Origin of the sequence: Corallococcus sp. AB030, from assembly GCF_003668965.1 — a bacterium.
Lineage (GTDB): Bacteria > Myxococcota > Myxococcia > Myxococcales > Myxococcaceae > Corallococcus > Corallococcus exiguus.
In genome coordinates, this window is the sequence record NZ_RAWQ01000097.1 from 1 (window position 1) to 19,300 (window position 19,300).

Sequence of the window (19,300 nt, forward strand, 5' to 3'; positions counted from 1 at the left end):
GGAGAACAGCTTGAAGCCCACCGCCACCCCGACCAACAATCTGGGCAACGGCATCAAGTCCACGGGTGAGAACGAGTACGAAGTCCCCAAGGCCGAAATCGACAAGACGTTGAGCAACCTCAACGACGTGGCGATGCAGGCGCGCATCGTGCCGGCCTTCAAGGACGGCCAGGCGGTGGGCTTCAAGCTGTTCTCCATCCGCCCGGACAGCATCTATTCGAAGATCGGCGTCCAGAACGGTGACGTCATCCGCCGCATCAACGGCTTCGACATGAACAGCCCCGAGAAGGCGCTGGAGATCTACTCGAAGCTGAAGGACTCCTCCCGTATCGAGATCGAGATCGAGCGCAACGGCGCGCCGATCCGCAAATCCTACAACGTCCGTTAAACACCCCCGTCAAAGCGCCCGCTCCTCCATGAAGACGACGCTCCCGTCCTGGATGCTCTGCCTGTGCCTCGCGCTCTCCGTTCCCGCGTGGGCCCAGCGCCGTCCTACACAGCCCGGTACCCCGCCCCCCGCTCCCGCGGCCCAGGGTGAACGCGACCGGACCATCACCCCGCAGGGCGGTAACAGCGCCGCGCCCGCCGAGAACCAGGGCCCCCGCCAGACGCCCACGTGCGAGCAGGCCCGTCGCAACGCGCGCTACGGCATCTACTTCGACAAGGTGGACATCGAGAAGCTCGTCCAGACCGTGTCGGACGCCACCTGCCGCACGTTCATCCTCCCGGAGAACGTGCGCGGGAAGATCTCCATCATCGGTCCGGAGAACGGCCGCGTGGAGGTGGACGCGGACTCGTTCTACTCCGCGTTCCTCGCCGCGCTCGACGCGAACGGCCTGGCCGTCTACCCGTACGGCCGCTTCCTGAAGATCGTCGACAAGCGGTCGGCGAAGCAGAACCCCATCCCGACCATCGTGGACGAGAACACCCCGTACACGACGAACGAGCAGATGGTCACCAAGCTGTTCAAGATCAAGTACGTGGAGGTGGAGCCGCTGCGCGGCGTCCTCCAGCAGCTCGTGTCCAAGGACGGCGACACCATCCCGTACCCGCCGGACACCATCATCATCAACGACGTGGGCTCCAACATCCACCGCCTGGAGCGCCTGATCAATCAGCTGGACAGCCGCTCTTCCAGCGACGAGATGCGCATCATCCAGGTGCAGTACGCCACCGCGCAGGACGTGGCCAACACCATCCAGAAGCTCTTTGAAGCCAAGGCCGGCGCGGGCGGCCGCGCGGGCCAGCGCCCCGGCAACTTCACGCAGGGCCAGCCGGGCCAGCCTGCTCCCGGCGCGGAAGGCGTCACCGGCGGCACGGAGTCGGGCGGCGCCGTCACGCTGTCGCAGATCATCCCGGACGAGCGCACCAACAAGCTCATCATCGTGGCCAGCCCCGCCGCCTTCGGCCGCATCCAGGACCTGGTGCGCGAGGTGGACATCCCGTCCGGCAGCGGCAACAAGATCAACGTCTACCCGCTGGAGAACGCCAACTCGGAGGAGCTGGCCAGCACGCTCCAGTCGCTCGCGCAGGGCACCGCCAACCGCCCCCAGCGCGGCCCCATCCCCAACGTGCCGCAGGGCCTGCCGCGCGCGCCCGCCCAGGCCGCGGAGCTGTTCAGCGGCGAGGTGAAGATTTCCGCGGACAAGGGCACCAACTCGCTGGTCATCGTCGCCAGCCAGGGGGACTACAAGAACATCGTCCAGATCATCCAGCAGCTGGATCAGCCGCGCCGCCAGGTGTTCGTGGAGGCGGTGATTATGGAAGTGAACCTGGACCGCAACAGCGAGTTCGGCATCAACTTCCACCAGGGCTTCAGCCTCAAGACGGATGACGGCGCCATCCCCGGCATCCTGGGCACCAACTACTCCGGCGGCGGCGTGCCCCCGTCCTTCTCCCTGGCGAACCTGGCCGGCATGGGCGGCTTCCTCGCCGGCATCCAGGGCCCCGTCCTGCCCGGGCTCAAGAACCTGGGCATCGACATCCCGGCCTTCGGCGTGGTGCTCAATGCCATGCAGCAGTCGTCCGACGTGAACGTGCTGTCCACGCCGCACCTGCTCACCAGCGACAACGAGGAGGCCGAAATCACGGTGGGCCAGAACGTGCCCTTCCAGTCCGGCTTCACCCCGTCCGCGCTGGGCAGCTCGCTCGGCGGCACGGGTACCGGCGCCAACGGCGTGCAGGCCTCGCTCCTGGGTTCGCTGGGCGGCCTGGGGTCGCTGTACGCGCCCATCACGCGCCAGAACGTGGAGCTCAAGCTCACCGTCAAGCCGCAGATCAACGAGAGCGACTTCATCCGCCTCGTCATCACGGAGCAGACGGAAGAGATCGCCTCGACGGACCCCGTCCTCGGCCCCACGACGTCCAAGCGCAGCGCGAAGACGACGGTCATCGCCAAGGACATGGAGACGGTGGTGATTGGCGGCATCATGCAGGACCGCACGCTGGAGTCCGTCTCCAAGGTGCCGGTGCTGGGTGACATCCCCCTGCTGGGCCACCTGTTCCGCGACACCACGCGCCGCAAGACGAAGACGAACCTGCTGCTCTTCCTCACGCCCTACATCATCCGCGGCCAGGACGACTTCCGTCGCATCTTCGAGCGCAAGATGAAGGAGCGGCAGCAGTTCGTGGAGCAGTTCTACGGCCAGGTCCCCGGCTATGACGTCGCGGTGGACTTCAGCCGCAAGCCCGGTCCCCTGTCGCGCATGAACCAGTCCGTCATCAAGGAAGAGCAGCGGGTGGAGAATGGCGGCAACGGCACGACCAACGAGCGGGTCATCCGCCCGGCTGGCTCCCCGGCTCCCAGCGGCGCGCCGTCCCCCACGCGGCCGGGCGGGGAAGCGCCTGCTCCGCAGGAAGGTGCCGCACCCGCCCCCGAGGGCGACCAGGCACCGCGAAATTTAGAGGCGCCTCCGGAAGGTTCGGAGAGATCAGTCCCCGCGCCACAGCCCGAGGTGATCGCGCCCAGCCCGGACGCGGACGCCGAGCGGCTGCGCATCCAGCCGGGAGACGGGGAGTAACAGCCATGGACCTGACCGCCGACACCACCACCTCTCAAGGCTCCACCGCGACGCCCGACGTGTCCGGCGGCCGCAACGACGCCACCCAGGTCGTGGGCCATGGGCTCGCGTACCTCTGTGGCCGGCCCATCGGAGAGATCCTCCGCGCGCTCGTGCCCGCCCTCACCCCGGAGAAGATTCAGGAGGCGCTCGCCACCCAGCAGGAGAAGGGCGGGCGGCTGGGTGAAATCCTGGTGGGCATGAAGGCGGTCAGCGAGGAGGACGTCGCTCGCGCCCTGGGCCACCAGTTGGACCTGCCCTACCTCCAGCGCATCTTCGCGGAGGAGGTGGACGCGGACCTGGTCAAGCGCATCCCCATCAACTTCGCCCGCCAGACGCAGCTGCTCCCGCTCTCCGTGGAGGGCGACGAAGTGGTGCTCGCGGTGGCGGATCCGCTGGACACGACGGCGTTGGATCACGCGCGCCTGCTGCTGGGTCAGGGCATCCAGCCGCGCATCGCGCTCGCCTCCACCATCGTGGACACCATCAACAGCGTGTACGACCGCTCCGTCAACGAGGCGGAAGCGCTCGTGGACGAGATGGAGACCACGGAGGACCTGGACTCGCTGGCGCACGAGCTGGAGGAGCCCAAGGACCTGCTGGACGCGGACGACGAGGCCCCGGTCATCCGGCTGGTGAACTCCGTGCTCTTCCGCGCCGCCAAGGAGCGCGCGAGCGACATCCACATCGAGCCCATGGAGCGCGAGCTCCTGGTGCGCTTCCGCATCGACGGCGTGCTCCAGGAGGTCATCAAGCCGCCCAAGCGCTACCAGAACTCCATCATCGCGCGCGTGAAGGTGATGGGGCAGCTCAACATCGCGGAGAAGCGACTGCCGCAGGACGGCCGCATCCGCATCAAGCTCGCGGGCCGCGACATCGACATCCGTCTGTCCACCACGCCCACGTCCTTCGGCGAGCGCATCGTCATGCGTCTGCTCGACAAGACGGCGACGCTGCTGGACCTGGCGGAGATCGGCATGAGCCCGCAGGTGCTGGGCAACATGCAGGCCGTCATCAAGCGCTCGCACGGCATCGTCCTGGTGACGGGCCCCACGGGCTCCGGCAAGACGACCACGCTCTACGGCGCGCTCTCCAAGATCAACACCTCCGACCTCAACATCCTCACCGTCGAGGACCCGGTCGAGTACCAGCTCAAGGGCATTGGCCAGATGGCCATCGCCCCGAAGATTGGCCTCACGTTCGCGCAGGGCCTGCGCTCCTTCCTCCGCCAGGACCCCGACGTCATCATGGTCGGTGAAATCCGCGACAAGGAGACGGCGGAGATCGCCATCCAGGCGTCCCTCACGGGCCACCTGGTGCTCTCCACGGTGCACACCAATGACGCGGCCGGCGCCGTGACGCGACTCGTGGACATGGGCGTGCAGCCCTTCCTCGTGGCGTCGTCGCTCACCGGCATCCTCGCCCAGCGCCTCGTGCGCCGCGTGTGCCCGGACTGCCGGCAGGCCTACACGCCCACGGACGAGGACCTGAAGGAGCTGGGCTTCACGCTCGCCAGCTTCAAGGCGAAGTTCAACACGGACCGCATCTACCGCGCGACGGGTTGCCCCTCCTGCAACCGCAACGGCTACCGCGGCCGCTCCGGCATCTACGAGTTCCTCTTCGTGGACGACGACGTGCGCCAGCTGGTGCTCAAGAACGTGGACGCGTCCACCATCAAGAAGTCCGCCCTGGCCAAGGGCATGACGACGCTGCTGGACGACGGCGTGCGGAAGATCGCCCTGGGCGAGACGACCATCGCCGAAGTGCTGAGCATCACGCAGGAGGACATCTAGTCCGCCATGCCCGTCTTCGAATACAGAGGCCTCGACTCCCACGGCAAGCAGAAGAAGGGCTTGCTGGAGGCGGACTCACCCAAGACGCTGCGCTCCAAGCTGCGCGCCGACGGCATCTTCCTGACCGACGTGCTCGGGCAGGCGGAGGGAAGCCGCGCGGGCGTGTCCAAGGGCGCCAACGCGTCGCTCGTGGCGCGCGACGTGGACCTGCGCAAGCTGGCCAGCGGCCGGGTCAGCACCGAGGACGTCGCCATCCTCACCCGCCAGCTCGCGACCCTGCTGGGCGCGGGCGTCACCATCGTGGACTCGCTCAACGCGCTGGTGGACCAGGCGGAGAAGGAGCGCCTCAAGCGCGCCCTCTCCGACATCAAGCAGCGCGTGAACGAAGGCTCGTCCCTGGCCGACGCGTTCAGCCAGCACCCGAAAATCTTCCCCAGCATCTACATCAACATGGTGCGCGCGGGTGAGGCCTCCGGCGCGCTGGACACCGTGCTGCTGCGCCTGGCGGACTTCACGGAGAACCAGGCCAAGCTGCAGCAGAAGATCCTCGGCACCATGCTCTACCCCGCCATCATGATGCTGGTGGGCGGCGGCATCCTGGTGCTGCTGATGGTGTTCGTCGTCCCGAAGGTCACGAAGATCTTCGAGACGATGAAGGCCACCCTGCCCCTGAACACGCGCATCCTCATCGCCGCGTCCAACTTCATGCAGGCGTGGTGGTTCCTGGTGATTCCGGCCATGGTGGCGGGCTTCATCTTCTTCATGCGCTGGACGAAGAGCCCCAAGGGCAAGCCCAAGTGGGACCGCTTCACGCTCAAGGCGCCCATCTTCGGCAGCCTGGTGCGCCTGCTGGCCATCTCCCGCTTCGCGCGCACGCTGTCCACGCTGCTCAAGAGCGGCGTGCCCATGCTGGCCGCGCTGGACATCGTCAAGGCGGTGATGACGAACTCGGTGCTGGCGGACGCGGTGGAGAACGCCCGCGAGTCCATCCGCGAGGGCGAAAGCATCGCCACGCCCCTCAAGCGGTCCGGCCAGTTCCCGCCGCTCGTGTACCACATGGTCGCCATCGGTGAGAAATCAGGGCAGCTGGAGGACATGCTGCTGTCGGTGGCGGACTCCTATGAGACGCAGGTGAACGTGCGCATCGGCGCGCTCACCAGCCTCCTGGAGCCCATGCTCATCGTGGTGATGGGCGTGATGATTGCATTCGTAGCGCTCTCCATCCTGATGCCGATTCTGCAGGTGAACACGGCCATCCATTAGGTGGAGGGAGCCTCGCGATGAACGACACGCTCGACCGGTGGATCCAGCGCGCCACGCTGACGGGGCTCCTGGCCCTGGCCGCCACGCTGGCGACGGTGGGGGCCACCCTCTACGTCCACCGCGACCCGCCCGCCGCCTCCAGCGCGGGCACGCCCTGAATCAACGCCTCTGACATCCCGACACACCCATTGCGCGGTGGCTTGCCAGAAAGTCACCCGAAGGTGAGGACGACATGACGACGACGAACGCGAAGAAGCAGCAGCGCCGCAAGAACCGCGGCATGACCCTCATCGAGATCATGGTGGTCATCACCATCCTCGGGCTCATCGCGGCGGCGGTGGGCGTGGCCGTCATCCCGAAGCTGGAAGAGGCCAAGCAGGACACCGCGAAGCTGGACATCCGCAACATCCAGAGCGCGATGAAGCTCTACTACACGAAGAAGGGCTCCTACCCGGACACCGCCACGGGCCTCAAGGCGCTGGTGGACACCAACAACCTGGAGCGCATGCCGCTGGACCCCTGGGGCCGCGAGTACGTGTACATGAACGAGGGCGGCAAGCCGGTCATCACCAGCTACGGCGCCGACGGCAACCCGGGCGGCGAGGGCTCCGACGCCGACATCTCCTCCAAGGACCAGAACGCCCGGCAGTAACGGGCGTTTTCCTGAAGCAAAGCCGCGCCTCCCGCGTGTTGTCGTAGGAATGCCCGTGATGACTCCCGAGCACACTTCCTCCCCGACGTCCGCGCGCGAGGCGCGAGCCGTTTCCAGCGGTCAGGCCCGCGCCCGCTCGCAGCGGACGGGCCGCCTGCTGCTACTGGGCGTCTTCGCTCTCGCCACCCTGCTCGCGTTCGCGCTGGTGTGGGTCACCGAGGACAATTCGCTCACGCCCACCCAGCGCCAGGCGCGCGAGCAGATCCGCCGGCTGGAGGGCTTCTTCAAGGCCTACCACCGGCTGATGGGCTCCTTCCCCACGCAGGCGGAAGGCTTCGCGCCGCTCATCGCCTCCAAGGTGCTGGACAGCACGCCGCTCGACCCGTGGGGCCACCCGTACGTCTACCGCATGGAGGGCAAGTCGGGCGCCGTGCTGTCGCTGGGCTCGGACGGCAAGCCCGGCGGCACCGGCGACGCCGCGGACCTCTTCAGCGGCGGCATCGTGGCACAGGAGGTGCAGCCTTGAAGCCGGCCATGTCCCCTGCTCCCGCCCGCCGCCGTCGCGCCCCGCGCGGCCTCACGCTGATTGAGATCTCCATCGCGCTGGCCATCGCGGCGGTGATGTTCGCCGCGGTGACCCTTGGCATTGGCGCCATCACCGGCGCGAAGGCGAAGGGCAGCGCCACGGAGCTCGCGGGCGTCATCCGCTCGCTCTACGACTCGGCGGCGCTCAGCGGCAAGACGTGCCGGCTGGTGTTCGAAATCCCCGACCCGAAGCGTGAAGAGGCCACGCGCTACCACGCCGAATGCGCCGCGGGCGGCGTCACCACCTCGCGCGACCGGGACTCGGCGCTCCGCGACGAAGCGCGCGACCGCGAGCGCGCCCGGAAGGCCGGCAACAACGGCGGGGACTCGCGCAAGAACTACACGCGCTCGGAGGGCTCGCAGCCGTCCGCGCAGGAGCTGATGGACGAGGAGAAGAACCGCATCGAGTCCCAGTCCACCTTCTCCGCGTACACCGCGGAGGAGATCTCCCCCAAGCAGCTTCCGGCGGGCGTGGCGGTGTCGGTGTGGACGCGGCAGCAGCGCGAGCCGGTGGAGAGCGGCGTGGCCTATCTCTACTTCTTCCCGCAGGGCTACACGGAGAAGGCCATGGTCTTCCTGCGCCAGGGTGACAACGCCTGGACGCTGGACGTGTCACCCCTGACGGGCAAGGTGTTCATCGCATCCGAGGCCCTGGAGGTGCCCCGCTCATGACGACCCCAACGCGAAGGCACGGGGGCTTCACCCTGCTGGAGACGATGGTGGCCATGGCCATCCTCAGCGTCGCGCTGATGGCCATCTTCGACCTCAACTCCGGGGCGGTGGCGAACCACGTCTACACCAAGCGGCTCACCGTGGCGGCGCTCCTGTCCCGCTCGAAGATGACGGACCTGGAGCAGAAGCTCTACGACGACGGCTTCGAACAGGACGACGACGAGCAGTCCGGCGACTTCTCCGACGAGGGCTGGCCCCAGTTCAAGTGGCGCGCCCGCATCATCGCGCCCAAGACGGACGGCGTGACGCCGGACCAGCTCATCGGCGCCATCTTCAACCTGCCCATGGGCGGCGGCGACTCCGGCGACCCGCTGGGCGGCCTGGCCAGCCTCTTCGGTGGCGGCGGCGGTGACAGCAAGGGCGGCACGCCTCCTGGCGGAACCACCGGCGCCAGCCCCCTGGGCGCGTCCGCCATGAGCATGGCGCAGCCCATGTTCACGCAGATGGTGGACCAGCTCACCAAGTCCGTCCGCGAGGTGCACCTCACCGTGTACTGGAAGGAAGGCACCCAGGTGGAGAGCGTGGACGTGGTGACGCACGTCGTGTCCCTGGGGCCCGGCGGAGATCGCAACGGCGGCTTCACGCCCAACGCGGGCAGCACGGCGGGCGCGGAGAACCAGTGGGTGAACCCGCGCACGGGACAGCTGGTGGACAACCCCATCCCCGGCCCCAACGGGCAGATGCTGGACCCGAACACGCGCGAGCCACTGGTCAACCGGGCGGAACAGCTCAAGCAGCTCAACGGCAGCATGGGCGGCACCGGAAACACCGGCATCAACCCGCGCGCGCCGGGCGGCATCTTCGGCGGCCGGGGTGGCATGCCGAACCTGCCGAGCCTGCCTCGCGGAGGGAGCATCCGATGAAGCGGCGCATGCGTGGCTTCACCCTCATGGAGGTCATGGTCGCGGTGGGCATCACCGCCCTCATGGGCACCGTCGTCGCCATGGCCTTCCAGACGGGCATCAACGCCAAGGAGGTCGTGGAGGGCGAGGCGGAGCGCTACCGCATGGTGCGCGTGTCGCTCAACCGCATGGCGCGGGAGATCGGCTCCGCGTTCGTGAGCGACCGCTACGACGCACGCCGCTTCCGCGACCAGAACGACCGGCCCACCAACTTCATTGGCGAGCGCGAAAAGCTGACCTTCACGACGTTCGCGCACCAGCGCCTGTACACGGACGTGAAGGAGTCCGACCAGGCGGTGGTGGAGTACTTCGTGGAGAACTCCTCCGAGCGCGGCGCCCGGCAGCGGCAGGACCTGAAGCGGCGGGTGGACCCCAACGTGGGGGACCGCATGGACCGGGGCGGCGCCACGGACGTCCTCTTCGAGGGCGTCAAGGGCGTGGAGTTCGCCTACTGGGATTCCGACAAGAAGGAGTGGGACGACGAATGGGATACGCGGCGCACGGAGCGAAAGGACATCCTGCCCACGCGCGTGCGCATCACCGTCATCGCCCTGGATGAGTCGGGCAAGGAGGCGCGCTACACCACGCAGACGCGCATCGTGCTCAACACAACCCTGGAGAGGTTCAACTGATGGCCTTCCCCTACTTCCAGCAGGCGTCCCGCCGGCGCGGCAAGGCGCGGACGGCCCTCTCCCAGGCGGCGCCGCGTTCGCCCGCGGAGCGCAAGCACCGGCGCTCGCGCGGTGTGGCGCTCATCATCGCGCTCGTGTCCATCACCCTGCTCACGGTGGTGGCCACGGAGTTCGCCTACAACAGCCGCGTGGACCTGCAGCTCGCCGCCAACCAGCGGGACGAAGTGCGCGCCTACTACATGGCCCGCTCCGGCCTGTCGCTGGGGCGGCTCTTGCTGCGCTTCCAGAAGCAGGTGGACCAGACGCCCATCCCCAACCCCGCGAGCATCCTGGGCGCACTCACGGGCGGCGGCGCCAACGGCGCGGGCGGCGCCAACGCGTTCCAGCCGCAGTCGCTCAACCTCCAGCTCTGGAAGCTGGCGCGGGTGGACTGCCACATGCTCAAGGGCCTGGTGAAGAGCGACGGCGCGGAGGACGCGAGCGGCCGCCCCATTGAGACGGAGCCCCTGCAGGCGGACTCCAACTTCCAGATGGAGGGCGAGGACGGGGAGAACGCGGGCGCGGCCACGCAGATGGCGGCGCAGATGCAGCGCAGGTCCTTCGGCGGCTTCGAGGGCTGCTTCCTCGCGACCATCAGCGACGAAGAGGAGAAGCTCAACGTCACGCGCCTCAACGCCACCGGCGGCGCGGAGATGCAGGCCACCGCCGCGCGCCTGCTGGACATGTTCTCCGACAAGCGCTTCGAGTTCCTCTGGCAGCAGGACGACGCCAACCACGTGCGCTCCACGCCCATGGACACCGTCATCGCGCTGAAGGACTGGGCGGACGACGACACCACCCAGTCCACCCTCAACGTCCGTGACACCAACACCCCCTTCGTCAACGGCTTCGCGGACGAGGGTTCTCCGTACAGCCGCTACGAACCGCGCTATGACGTCAAGAACGCGCGCTTCGACAGCCTGGACGAGCTGTACCGCGTGCATGGCGTCAACGACCGCTTCATGGCGGCCTTCCGCGACCGGCTCACGGTGTACCCGAACGTCAACTCCAAGCCGAACATCAACACCGACGACCCCATCATGCTGGGGCTGGCCATCATGTCCGCCGCGGACCCCAACCACCCGGACCCGCGCCTGACGGACCCGGTGTTCCTCAACGAGCTCATCAGCCGCATCCGCGCCGCGCGCATGTTCAACTTCTTCGGCATGTCGGTGTCGGACTTCCTGGGCGTGGTGGAGCAGGCGGGCATCGCGGTCAACCCGCTCATCAAGGGCAACGTCCAGGGGAACCGCTACCTGAGCGACAAGAGCAAGACGTTCACCATCAAGTCCGTGGGAGAAGCGGGCAGCGTCCAGAAGACGCTCACCGCCGTCATCCGCCTGGACGACGGGCTGGGCAAGCTCGTGTATTACAGAGAGGAATAGCATGGCCCGCATTCTTGGCCTGGACCTGGGCAGCCACTCCGTGAAGGGGGTGGTCCTCACCTCCGGGACGAAAAGCAACACCACCCAGGCCTACGCGGAAGTGCGCCGCGCGCAGGAAGGCGAGCGCTTGGAGACGCTGCGCGCCGCGGTGGAGGAGTTGCTCGGGAAGATGCCGCAGGGGCACGTGGACCAGGTCGTCATCGCCCTGCCCGGCCCGTCCCTCACCACGCACGCGGTGAGCCTGCCCTTCTCCGACAGCAAGCGCGTGGAGGCGACGCTGCCCTTCGAAGTGGGCAGCCAGCTGCCGTTCGACATCTCGGAGGTCGTCTACGACTACCAGGTGGTCGGCCAGAAGGACACCGGCGGCAAGGAGAAGGCCGCGGACCTGCTGGTGGGCGTGGTGAAGAAGGAGGAGCTCCAGTCGCTGCTGGCGATGCTGAGCGGCCTCCAGGTGGATCCTCGCGTCATCACCCACCCGGCGCTCGCGTACCAGAACCTCTTCACCCAGCTGCCCGGCCTCTTCGAGGCCGTGGGTGACAGCGGCCCGGTGGCGGTGGTGGACATCGGCCACGAGCGCACGGCGGTGGCCATTGGCCACCCGGGCAAGGGCGTGGAGTTCGCGCGCACCTTCGCGGGCGGCGGGCGCGACCTGACGCGCGCCCTGGCCACGGAGTTCCAGACGACGTTGCCGGAGGCCCACGCGTGGAAGGAAACGCACGGCGCCATGGCCAGCGCCGCACAGGGGCCGGACGCCGAGCGCGCCGCGAACGCCTTCGTGCGCGGCCTGCAGCCGGTGCTGCGCGAGCTGCGCCCGTCCTTCAAGGCCTACGCCGCGCGCGCCCGCCAGCAGGTCTCCGCGGTGGTGCTGTGCGGTGGCACCGCGCGGATGCCGGGCCTGGCCGAGCAGCTGGCCAAGGACCTGAACCTGCCGGTGCGCGTGCTGGCGCTCCCGGTGGACGCGGCCGCGATGGTTGGCCCCAAGGAGACGCCGTCCGCGGCGCAGGCGTACGCGCTGGCCATGCGCGGCAACGCGGCCGGGGTGAAGGCGCCGCGCTTCAACCTGCGCCGGGGTGAGTTCGCCTTCAAGGGCGGCTACGACTACGTGAAGGACCGGCTGGGCCTGCTGGCGTCCTTCGCGGTGACGCTGCTGCTGCTGCTCATCGCCTTCGGCGTCGTGCGCAATACCGTCCTGGCGCGGCGCGAGGCGGAGGTGGACGCGGTGCTCTGCAAGACGACCCAGCGCATCCTGGGCACCTGCGAGACGAACTACGACCGCGCGCTGAACATGCTCAAGGGCGTGGAGAGCCCCGCCGCGGCGCTGCCCGCGATGTCCGCGGTGAACCTGCTGGCGGAGGTCACCCAGCGCATCCCGCCGGAGGTGCCGGTGAAGTTCGACCGCATCCAGGTGGACCTGGACCGCATCATGCTTCAGGGCGAGACGGACAGCTCCAAGCAGATCGACACGCTCTCCGCCGCCTTGAAGGGCCACCGCTGCTTCAAGGACGTGAAGGAGGGCAAGGTGGAGAAGACGCGTGACGGGCAGAAGGTGACCTTCCGCCTGGACGTGCAGGTGCAGTGCCCCGGCGAGACGCCGGCGGGAGAGACCTGACATGGGAAAGCTTCGAGAACTCTTCGCGCCCCTCCAGACCTGGTTCGAGCGGCTCTCCGACCGCGAGCGCAAGCTCGTGGCGCTGGCCAGCTCCGCGGTGCTGGTGTTCGTGCTCTTCGTCACCCTCTTCAGCTTCGCCAACAGCGCGCAGGGCTACCGCCGGCGCACGCAGGACAAGCTGGCGAAGCTGCAGGAGGTGCAGGCGCTGGCGACCAGCTACGGCCAGGCGCAGGCGGACCGGCAGAACGTGGAGCAGCAGCTCACCCAGAGCAACGTGCGGCTCATCACGTACATTGAAGACAAGGCCACCGCCGCGGGCCTCACCGTTCCCAACATGACGCCCAAGGGCGACGTGGGCGTGGGGGACGGGAAGATCATCGAAAGCTCCGTGGAGCTGACCTTCACGGACGTGGACCTGCGCAAGCTGACGGACTTCCTGCGCACGGTGGAGACGGGCCCGGGCATCGTGAAGGTGAAGTACCTGCGCGTGGAGCCCCGGCCCGCCACGGACACCCTGACGGCGTGGACGACCGTCGCCACCTACCGGATGAAGCAATAGCCCATGGCCACTGAATCCAAGATCGCCCGCTGGAAGCTCGTCCTGGGCTACACCGCCTTCGCGGTGGTGGCGTTCATCCTCTGCCTGCTGCTCACCTTCCCGTACGACGCGGTCCGCTCGCGGCTGGTGACGGAGGCCGCGGCCCACGGGCTGGCGGTGCGCATCGACAGCCTGCGTCCCGGCCTGTCCGGCGTCACCGCCACCAACGTGCGCCTGAGCAAGCCGCCCACGCCGCTGGGTTCTGAGTCCGTGGCGGCGCTCGCGCGGGGCGAGTCCGGCGGGCTGGGTCCGGACGAATTGGGCCAGCCGCTCATCTTCGACAGCGTGGCCCTGCGCCCGTCCCTCTTCCCGGTCGGCGTGGTGGTGAAGATGAAGGGCATGGGCGGCACGGTGAACATCCACGTGGGCGGCATGAGCAGCACGTCGCTGAACGTGGACGTGGACGGCGTGCAGGCCGGCGGCGGCAACCTGCCGGCGTACACGGGCGTGGACATGGAAGGCACCCTCAACGCGAAGCTCGCGCTCACTGCGCCGGGGACCCTGATTCGCGGCCAGCCGGTGGACTGGTCCCAGGCGTCCGGCACGGTGGCGCTGGACACCCAGGGGCTCACCATCAAGGGCGGCAAGGCGGCCATCCCCATGGGCGGCGGGCCCGCCATGCCCATGGAGCTGCCGCGCGTGGTGCTGGGCGAGCTGAAGGGCGACGTCCAGTTCGACAAGGGCATGGGCACGGTGAGGGACCTGAACCTCAAGAGCGAGGACCTGGAGGGCTCCGGCACCGGCACGCTGAAGCTGGGCCGCCGGCTGGAGTACAGCGAGCTGGGGCTCGACGTGCGGCTGAAGTTCGAGCAGGCCTTCCAGCAGCGGCTGGGCCCCCTGGCGCTCGCGGTGAACATGCTGCCGCAGGACCGGGACAACCCGGGTTGGCGCGGCGGCCGGCTCACCGGCATGGTGAGCAGCCCCCGCTTCGGTCCCAAGCGGTAGGTCGCATGCAGAGGGGTGACGGGCAGGGTCGGTTCCGGCCCTCCCCCACCCGGCGCCGGCTCCTTCCTGGCCCCCGGTTGATGCCCGCGCACGCGCCGTGTAAAGCGCTGCGCGCGGCCCTGGGGTGTCCGGGCGTGGGAGAGAGTTCGTAATGCCGGAGCTGGTGTTCTTCCGTCGAGGCGAGGAAGTGCTGCGGGTGGCGGTGGACCGGGCGCGGGTGGTGCTCGGCCGGGGCGACTCCAGCGACGTGGCCATTCCGGATCCAGAGGTGAGCCGCCAGCAGGTGGCCCTCCTGTGGGACGGCCAGAAGTGCCGCGTGGAGGACCTGTCCGGCAAGGGCACGAAGGTCGCGGGCGCGATGGTGGAGCACGCGGACCTGCCGGACGGCGCGGACATCGAGCTGGGCCAGTGGCGCGCGGTGTTCCGCCAGCACGGCGCCAGCGACGACGCGGACGCGGCCACGGAGGCCGGCAGCGCCACCGCCGTGCAGGGCCGCGACTCGCAGCGCTGGCAGGCCGCGCAGCTGCGCGTGAAGCAGGGCGGCTCGGAAGCCGTGCACCGGCTCACCGGCGACAGCTTCACGGTGGGCAAGGACGCAGGCAACGACCTGGTGCTCCAGGACCGGTTCATCTCCGGCCGGCACCTCAAGGTGACTCGCCGGGAAGGCGTCTTCCACGTCGTGGACCTGCGCTCCACCAACGGCACCTGGCTGGGGCCGGTGCGCCTCTTCGAGGCGGAGGTGACGCTGCCCACCACGCTGCGCGTGGGCGAGGCGGAGCTGATCCTGGAGACCGTGCCCGCGGCGAAGAAGGAGGCGCAGGCCTTCCACGGCATCCTCGGGAACGACCCGTCCGTGCGGCAGCTCACGGACCTGATTCAGCGCGTGGCGCCGTCCACCGCGGCCGTCACCATCCTGGGCGAGTCCGGCACGGGCAAGGAGCTGGTGGCGAACGCGCTGCATGCGTGCTCGCCGCGCGCGAACCGGCCGCTCATCCCGGTCAACTGCGCCGCCATCTCCAAGGAGCTGATCGAGAGCGAGCTGTTCGGCCACGAGAAGGGCGCGTTCACCGGCTCCGTGGGCGCGCGCAAGGGCGCCTTCGAGGAGGCGGACGGCGGCACGCTGTTCCTGGACGAGATTGGCGAGCTGCCCCTGGACCTCCAGGCGAAGCTGCTGCGCGCGCTGGAGAGCGGCGAAATCAAGCGCGTGGGCGCCAGCCGCCCGCTGCACGTGGACGTGCGCGTGGTGGCGGCCACCAACCGCGACCTGCTGGCGGCGGCGCGCGAGGGCCGCTTCCGCGAAGACCTCTACTACCGCCTGTGCGTCGTGCCCCTGCACCTGCCGCCCCTGCGCAGCCGCCGGGGAGACGTGGTGGCGCTGGCGGAGCACTTCATGCGCGCGTTCGCCCCGCGCGGACAGACGGTGCGCTTCACGCCGGCCGCGTTGGACCGGCTCCAGCAGCACGCGTGGCCGGGCAACATCCGCGAGCTGCGCAACGTGGTGCACCGCGCGCTGCTGTTGCGCAAGGGCCCGTCCATCGACGCGAGCGACCTGTCCTTCGACCAGGAGGTCAACCGCGAGACGGGCATCACCGTGCCGGAGCTTCCACCGGGCATGACGCTGGAGCAGATGCTGGAGAAGCTGGAGCGGCAGATCATCGAAACCGCGCTGCGACGCTTCAACAACAACCGCGAGCGCGTGGCGCGAGAGCTGGGCCTCGCGCGCTCCACCCTCTTCAAGCGCCTGAAGGACTGGGGCCTGACGAAGCAGGACGAGCAGGAGTGACGTCGAAGGCGCTTCCGCCCTACCCGCTGTCTCCGGGGTGGGCGGGGTCGCCCCAGGCGGAGTGCGGCGCCGGGTGCGCTTGCGTGCGCATGTACCAGGGCACGCTGACCACCACCAGGCGCCGCTCGCCGGACAACAGCAGCGCGCTGCGGAGCAGCTCCGAGCGGCGGCCGTAGAGCATGGCCCGGTACCAGCGCTTCTCCAGCAGCTCCGGCAGCACCATGGCCACGGTGCCGCCCGGCACCTCCTCGAGCAGCGCGTCCAGGTAGTCCATCAGCGGCCACACCAGCGCGCGGTACGGCGACCCCACGTGCACGAGCGGCGGGGGTTTGCGCCCGGCCTCCTGGAGCGGCGCCTGGACGAAGCGCTGCCACTGGGCGTCCAGCGCCGCCTCGTCGGTGTCGCCGCTGCAGATGTGCACCGCGCGCACGTCATCGCTCAGCGTCAGCGCGAAGCGCAGCGCCGTCTCCGACGCGTGGGACCAGCGGTCCACGGGCACCACGGCGACAATCGGCGACGCGGGCGTGAGGAGCACGGGCCGCTTCAGCTCCGTCACCTGCCGCGTGCGCGCGTACGCGGCGTGGACGCGCGACAGCACCAGCAGGCCCACGGGCACGAGGACGAACGCGGCCCAGCCGCCGTGCATGAACTTGGACACGCCCACGATGCAAAGCGTGAGCGCCGTCATCACCGCTCCCGCGCCGTTGAGGGCCCGGCGCCACCGCCAGCCCTCATCCTCCCGGTGCCGGCTCCAGTGCACCACCATGCCGGCCTGGGACAAGGTGAAGGCCATCAGCGCGCCAATGGCGAACAAGGGAATCAGCCGGTCCGTGATGCCCTTGCACACGATGAGCAGCACGGCCGCGAGCGTGGACAGGGTGAGGATGCCGCGCGACAGGGCGAGCCTGCGGCCCCGGTGGGCGAAGCCCGGCGGCAGGTAGCGCTCGCGCGCCAGCACCTGGCAGACGAGCGGGAAGCCCGCGTAGCTGGTGTTCGCGGACAGCGCGAGCACGCAGAGGATGGCGGCCATGGCCACGTAGTAGAAGACGCCGCGCCCCATCACCGCCGCGATGAGCTGCGACAGCACCGTCTGGTAGTTCGCGCCGTCGGGGTCCGTGGCGCCCACGCCGTACGCCCGGCACAGGAGCGCGATGCCCAGCAGCATCGTCACCAGGACGCCCACGATGATGCCCAGCGTGGTGCGCGCCCGGCGGATGGACGGGTCGCGGAAGATGGGCACGGCGTTGCTGATGGCCTCCACGCCCGTCATCGCCGTGCATCCGCTGGCGAAGGCGCGAATCACCAGCCACGCGCCCAGGGACGCGGTGGGCACCGCCAGCGGCGGCGGCTGCTGCACGGGCATCGCGTCACCGGTGGCCAGCTTGAAGAGGCCCACGGCCAGCACCACGCTCAACGAGGTGATGAAGAACCACGTGGGCACGACGAACACGGCGCCCGCTTCGCTGACGCCGCGCAGGTTCACCAGGGTGAGCAGCGCCAGGATGCCCAGGGTGATGGGCAGCGTGTGGGGCCGCAAGGCGGGGAACGCGGACACCAGCGCGCCCGTTCCGGCGGAGATGCCCACCGCCACGTTGAGCAGGTAGTCCAGCATCAGCGCCGTCGCCGCGAGCAGCCCCGCGCCCCGCCCCAGGTTCTGCTTCGCCACGGTGTACGCGCCGCCACCGCTGGGATACGCGGCGATGGTCTGCGCGTAGGAGCTCGCGACGATCATCAAGAGCCCGACGATGGCGGCGGTGATGGGGAAGAGCAGCCACAACCCCGAGGCCCCCAGCGGGCGCAGCACGGTGAGCGCGGCCTCCGGGCCGTACGCGGTGGAGGACAGCGCATCCAGCCCGAGCAGGGCCACGCCGGTGAGGACGCCCGTCTTCTCCTGCATCGCCTGGGCGCTGGTGAGCGGGCGCCCCAGGAGCAGGTCCATGATGCCGCTGCCCTCGCGGCGCCGGGGCATGAACGGCCTCCTGCGTCCGTACTGGGCCAGCTGAGCCATGCCCGGAAGGTGCGCACCGGCTGTCCGGGCGAAAACACGGCCCCGGAGTCGCATGCCCTCCAGGGCAATAGACCCTTTCGCGGGCCCGTTCGTTTCACGGGAAGACACAGGAGACCGTCCGCCATGGGCCCGCACGCCGCCGTCCTCCCCTTCCCCACCCTGGATGCTTTGTACGCCCTTCACCGTCCCCGGGCGCTGGCCATTGCCCGGCGCATCGTGGGGGACACCGACGACGCGGAGGACGTGGTGCAGGACGTCTTCATGCGCCTGTCGCGGCAGCCTCCGGGACTGGATGGACGGGCGACGTGGACGACCTGGCTGCACCGGGTGATGGTCAACAGCAGCATCAACTGGCTGCGCGCGCGAAGGCGCCGGGAGCGGCTGACGCACGCGCCCCAGGAGGCCGTGTCGCCAGAGGCCCACGCCATGGGCACGCAGATGCAGCAGCACTTCCACGAAGCGCTGGAGGAGGTGAACCCCCAGCAGCGGCAGGTGCTCTACCTGCGCGAGGTGCGCGGCCTGGGCTCCGCCGAAATCGCCCGGCTCCTGCGCATCCCCGAGGGCACCGTGAAGAGCGCCCTGCACCGCGGCCGCCAGCGCGCCCTCACCGTGATGGAGGAGCGCGGCCAGCGGCCTTGAGTCTCCCGAGCCCGGGCGCCGTTACTCGTCGCCCTTGCTGCCCACGAACTGATCACCCTTCTCCTTGAAGAGGAGGTTGAAGCTGGTGAGCGAGCCGTAGACGCGGGTGATGTAGCCCTGCATCTCCGCCTTCTCCGCGTCCGTGAGCTTGGGGTGCGCGTTGAGCTTCTGCTCCAGCACGCGGATGCGGTCGCGCACCATCGTGACCTTGTGGAACAGGCCGTCGATGGGCATGTCCTTCGCCTGCAGCTCCGGGTTGCCCGGCACCAGCCGCACCGTGCCGCCCTCCCACTTGCCGGCGAGCGGCGGATCACTGAGGGCCGCCGCCTCCCGGAAGATGTCCATCAGCTCTTCGCGCGTCATGTTCAGCCCTTCCAGGTCCACCACTTCGTGCGGATCCGCGCGGTGGCGCACCACCACGGGCGCCACGCTGCGCGGGGCGCGGGTTCGCGTGCTCGAAACCACGGGCGCCGGGGCCGCGGAGCCCCGGGGCGCGTACTTGTCACAGATGGGCGCGGAGGGCGGGAACATGCCGCGCGAGTTCTGCAGGCGGCACGGCCCTACCCATCCACGATGATCCACGGAGTGCGGGCTCCAGAGCTTGCAGTTGCCACACACCCGCTCATCCGGCCGGAAGGTGGGCAGCGCTGGAGTCCCGTCCCCCGCGTCCGACATG

General features: G+C 69.2%; 18 protein-coding genes. 16 read left to right on the forward strand and 2 right to left on the reverse strand.

Features of this window, described 5'->3' with window-relative positions:
• From gspC to D7Y15_RS22635, 15 genes are all read left to right on the forward strand, one after another.
• Positions 1-388: type II secretion system protein GspC (gspC, locus tag D7Y15_RS22570; protein WP_304988685.1), on the forward strand; the 388-nt coding region annotated here is incomplete at its 5' end.
• Between the two features lie 28 nt (positions 389-416).
• Positions 417-3,020 (forward strand): type II secretion system secretin GspD, encoded by a 2,604-nt coding sequence (gene gspD / locus D7Y15_RS22575; RefSeq protein WP_121753871.1) that lies wholly within the window; start codon positions 417-419, stop codon positions 3,018-3,020.
• A gap of 5 nt (positions 3,021-3,025) precedes the next feature.
• A complete protein-coding gene (gene gspE / locus D7Y15_RS22580; RefSeq protein ID WP_121753872.1) occupies positions 3,026-4,852 on the forward strand; it encodes a type II secretion system ATPase GspE in 1,827 nt (608 codons plus the stop codon).
• 6 nt (positions 4,853-4,858) lie between these two features.
• Positions 4,859-6,115 (forward strand): type II secretion system inner membrane protein GspF, encoded by a 1,257-nt coding sequence (gspF, locus tag D7Y15_RS22585; RefSeq protein WP_120577228.1) that lies wholly within the window; start codon positions 4,859-4,861, stop codon positions 6,113-6,115.
• Between the two features lie 17 nt (positions 6,116-6,132).
• Complete coding sequence (locus D7Y15_RS45305; RefSeq protein WP_167548361.1) at positions 6,133-6,273, forward strand: hypothetical protein; 141 nt, start codon at positions 6,133-6,135, stop codon at positions 6,271-6,273.
• A 74-nt stretch (positions 6,274-6,347) separates the two neighbouring features.
• The gene (gene gspG, locus D7Y15_RS22590) at positions 6,348-6,767 is read left to right on the forward strand and encodes a type II secretion system major pseudopilin GspG (RefSeq protein ID WP_014398369.1); all 420 of its coding nucleotides are present in this window, start codon (positions 6,348-6,350) and stop codon (positions 6,765-6,767) included.
• A 58-nt stretch (positions 6,768-6,825) separates the two neighbouring features.
• On the forward strand, positions 6,826-7,293 hold the full coding sequence (locus tag D7Y15_RS22595) for a type II secretion system protein GspG (RefSeq protein ID WP_121753882.1): 468 nt from the start codon (positions 6,826-6,828) through the stop codon (positions 7,291-7,293).
• Positions 7,294-7,301: 8 nt separating this feature from the next.
• On the forward strand, positions 7,302-8,024 hold the full coding sequence (locus tag D7Y15_RS22600; RefSeq protein WP_120577230.1) for a Tfp pilus assembly protein FimT/FimU: 723 nt from the start codon (positions 7,302-7,304) through the stop codon (positions 8,022-8,024).
• Positions 8,021-8,947, forward strand: coding sequence for a prepilin-type N-terminal cleavage/methylation domain-containing protein (locus D7Y15_RS22605; RefSeq protein ID WP_121753873.1), 927 nt, complete (start codon positions 8,021-8,023; stop codon positions 8,945-8,947). Before D7Y15_RS22600 ends, D7Y15_RS22605 begins: the two co-directional genes overlap by 4 nt.
• Positions 8,944-9,618: a type II secretion system protein GspJ gene (locus tag D7Y15_RS22610; protein ID WP_121753874.1), complete on the forward strand. Its 675-nt coding sequence runs from the start codon at positions 8,944-8,946 to the stop codon at positions 9,616-9,618. The genes D7Y15_RS22605 and D7Y15_RS22610 overlap by 4 nt, the downstream gene beginning before the upstream one ends.
• Positions 9,618-11,042: a type II secretion system protein GspK gene (locus D7Y15_RS22615; protein WP_120577233.1), complete on the forward strand. Its 1,425-nt coding sequence runs from the start codon at positions 9,618-9,620 to the stop codon at positions 11,040-11,042. Before D7Y15_RS22610 ends, D7Y15_RS22615 begins: the two co-directional genes overlap by 1 nt.
• Before the next feature lies 1 nt (position 11,043).
• Positions 11,044-12,651 (forward strand): type II secretion system protein GspL, encoded by a 1,608-nt coding sequence (locus D7Y15_RS22620; RefSeq protein ID WP_121753875.1) that lies wholly within the window; start codon positions 11,044-11,046, stop codon positions 12,649-12,651.
• Between the two features lies 1 nt (position 12,652).
• On the forward strand, positions 12,653-13,210 hold the full coding sequence (gene gspM / locus D7Y15_RS22625) for a type II secretion system protein GspM (RefSeq protein ID WP_120563376.1): 558 nt from the start codon (positions 12,653-12,655) through the stop codon (positions 13,208-13,210).
• Between the two features lie 3 nt (positions 13,211-13,213).
• Positions 13,214-14,194 (forward strand): type II secretion system protein GspN, encoded by a 981-nt coding sequence (gspN, locus tag D7Y15_RS22630; protein ID WP_121753876.1) that lies wholly within the window; start codon positions 13,214-13,216, stop codon positions 14,192-14,194.
• Positions 14,195-14,345: 151 nt separating this feature from the next.
• Positions 14,346-15,977, forward strand: coding sequence for a sigma 54-interacting transcriptional regulator (locus D7Y15_RS22635; RefSeq protein ID WP_120577236.1), 1,632 nt, complete (start codon positions 14,346-14,348; stop codon positions 15,975-15,977).
• Positions 15,978-15,996: 19 nt separating this feature from the next.
• Here D7Y15_RS22635 and D7Y15_RS22640 read toward each other — a convergent pair whose 3' ends face one another.
• On the reverse strand, positions 15,997-17,946 hold the full coding sequence (locus D7Y15_RS22640) for an APC family permease (protein ID WP_120577237.1): 1,950 nt from the start codon (positions 17,944-17,946) through the stop codon (positions 15,997-15,999).
• Positions 17,947-18,108: 162 nt separating this feature from the next.
• On the opposite strand from D7Y15_RS22640, the gene D7Y15_RS22645 reads away from it, so the two are divergent.
• A complete protein-coding gene (locus tag D7Y15_RS22645) occupies positions 18,109-18,624 on the forward strand; it encodes an RNA polymerase sigma factor (RefSeq protein WP_120577238.1) in 516 nt (171 codons plus the stop codon).
• Positions 18,625-18,645: 21 nt separating this feature from the next.
• Here the strand turns inward: D7Y15_RS22645 and D7Y15_RS22650 are convergent, their stop codons facing one another.
• The gene (locus D7Y15_RS22650; RefSeq protein ID WP_120563381.1) at positions 18,646-19,299 is read right to left on the reverse strand and encodes a hypothetical protein; all 654 of its coding nucleotides are present in this window, start codon (positions 19,297-19,299) and stop codon (positions 18,646-18,648) included.
• Position 19,300 lies beyond the last annotated feature (1 nt).

Coding starts and splice junctions, on each gene's coding strand:
- gspN (WP_121753876.1), top strand. CDS start 13,214: ATGGCCACTGAATCCAAGATCGCCCGCTGGAAGCTCGTCCTGGGCTAC.
- D7Y15_RS22650 (WP_120563381.1), bottom strand. CDS start 19,299: ATGTCGGACGCGGGGGACGGGACTCCAGCGCTGCCCACCTTCCGGCCG.
- gspF (WP_120577228.1), top strand. CDS start 4,859: ATGCCCGTCTTCGAATACAGAGGCCTCGACTCCCACGGCAAGCAGAAG.
- D7Y15_RS22600 (WP_120577230.1), top strand. CDS start 7,302: ATGTCCCCTGCTCCCGCCCGCCGCCGTCGCGCCCCGCGCGGCCTCACG.
- D7Y15_RS22620 (WP_121753875.1), top strand. CDS start 11,044: ATGGCCCGCATTCTTGGCCTGGACCTGGGCAGCCACTCCGTGAAGGGG.
- D7Y15_RS22635 (WP_120577236.1), top strand. CDS start 14,346: ATGCCGGAGCTGGTGTTCTTCCGTCGAGGCGAGGAAGTGCTGCGGGTG.
- gspE (WP_121753872.1), top strand. CDS start 3,026: ATGGACCTGACCGCCGACACCACCACCTCTCAAGGCTCCACCGCGACG.
- D7Y15_RS22605 (WP_121753873.1), top strand. CDS start 8,021: ATGACGACCCCAACGCGAAGGCACGGGGGCTTCACCCTGCTGGAGACG.
- D7Y15_RS45305 (WP_167548361.1), top strand. CDS start 6,133: ATGAACGACACGCTCGACCGGTGGATCCAGCGCGCCACGCTGACGGGG.
- gspD (WP_121753871.1), top strand. CDS start 417: ATGAAGACGACGCTCCCGTCCTGGATGCTCTGCCTGTGCCTCGCGCTC.
- D7Y15_RS22640 (WP_120577237.1), bottom strand. CDS start 17,946: ATGCCCCGGCGCCGCGAGGGCAGCGGCATCATGGACCTGCTCCTGGGG.
- D7Y15_RS22610 (WP_121753874.1), top strand. CDS start 8,944: ATGAAGCGGCGCATGCGTGGCTTCACCCTCATGGAGGTCATGGTCGCG.
- D7Y15_RS22595 (WP_121753882.1), top strand. CDS start 6,826: ATGACTCCCGAGCACACTTCCTCCCCGACGTCCGCGCGCGAGGCGCGA.
- D7Y15_RS22645 (WP_120577238.1), top strand. CDS start 18,109: ATGGGCCCGCACGCCGCCGTCCTCCCCTTCCCCACCCTGGATGCTTTG.
- D7Y15_RS22615 (WP_120577233.1), top strand. CDS start 9,618: ATGGCCTTCCCCTACTTCCAGCAGGCGTCCCGCCGGCGCGGCAAGGCG.
- gspM (WP_120563376.1), top strand. CDS start 12,653: ATGGGAAAGCTTCGAGAACTCTTCGCGCCCCTCCAGACCTGGTTCGAG.
- gspG (WP_014398369.1), top strand. CDS start 6,348: ATGACGACGACGAACGCGAAGAAGCAGCAGCGCCGCAAGAACCGCGGC.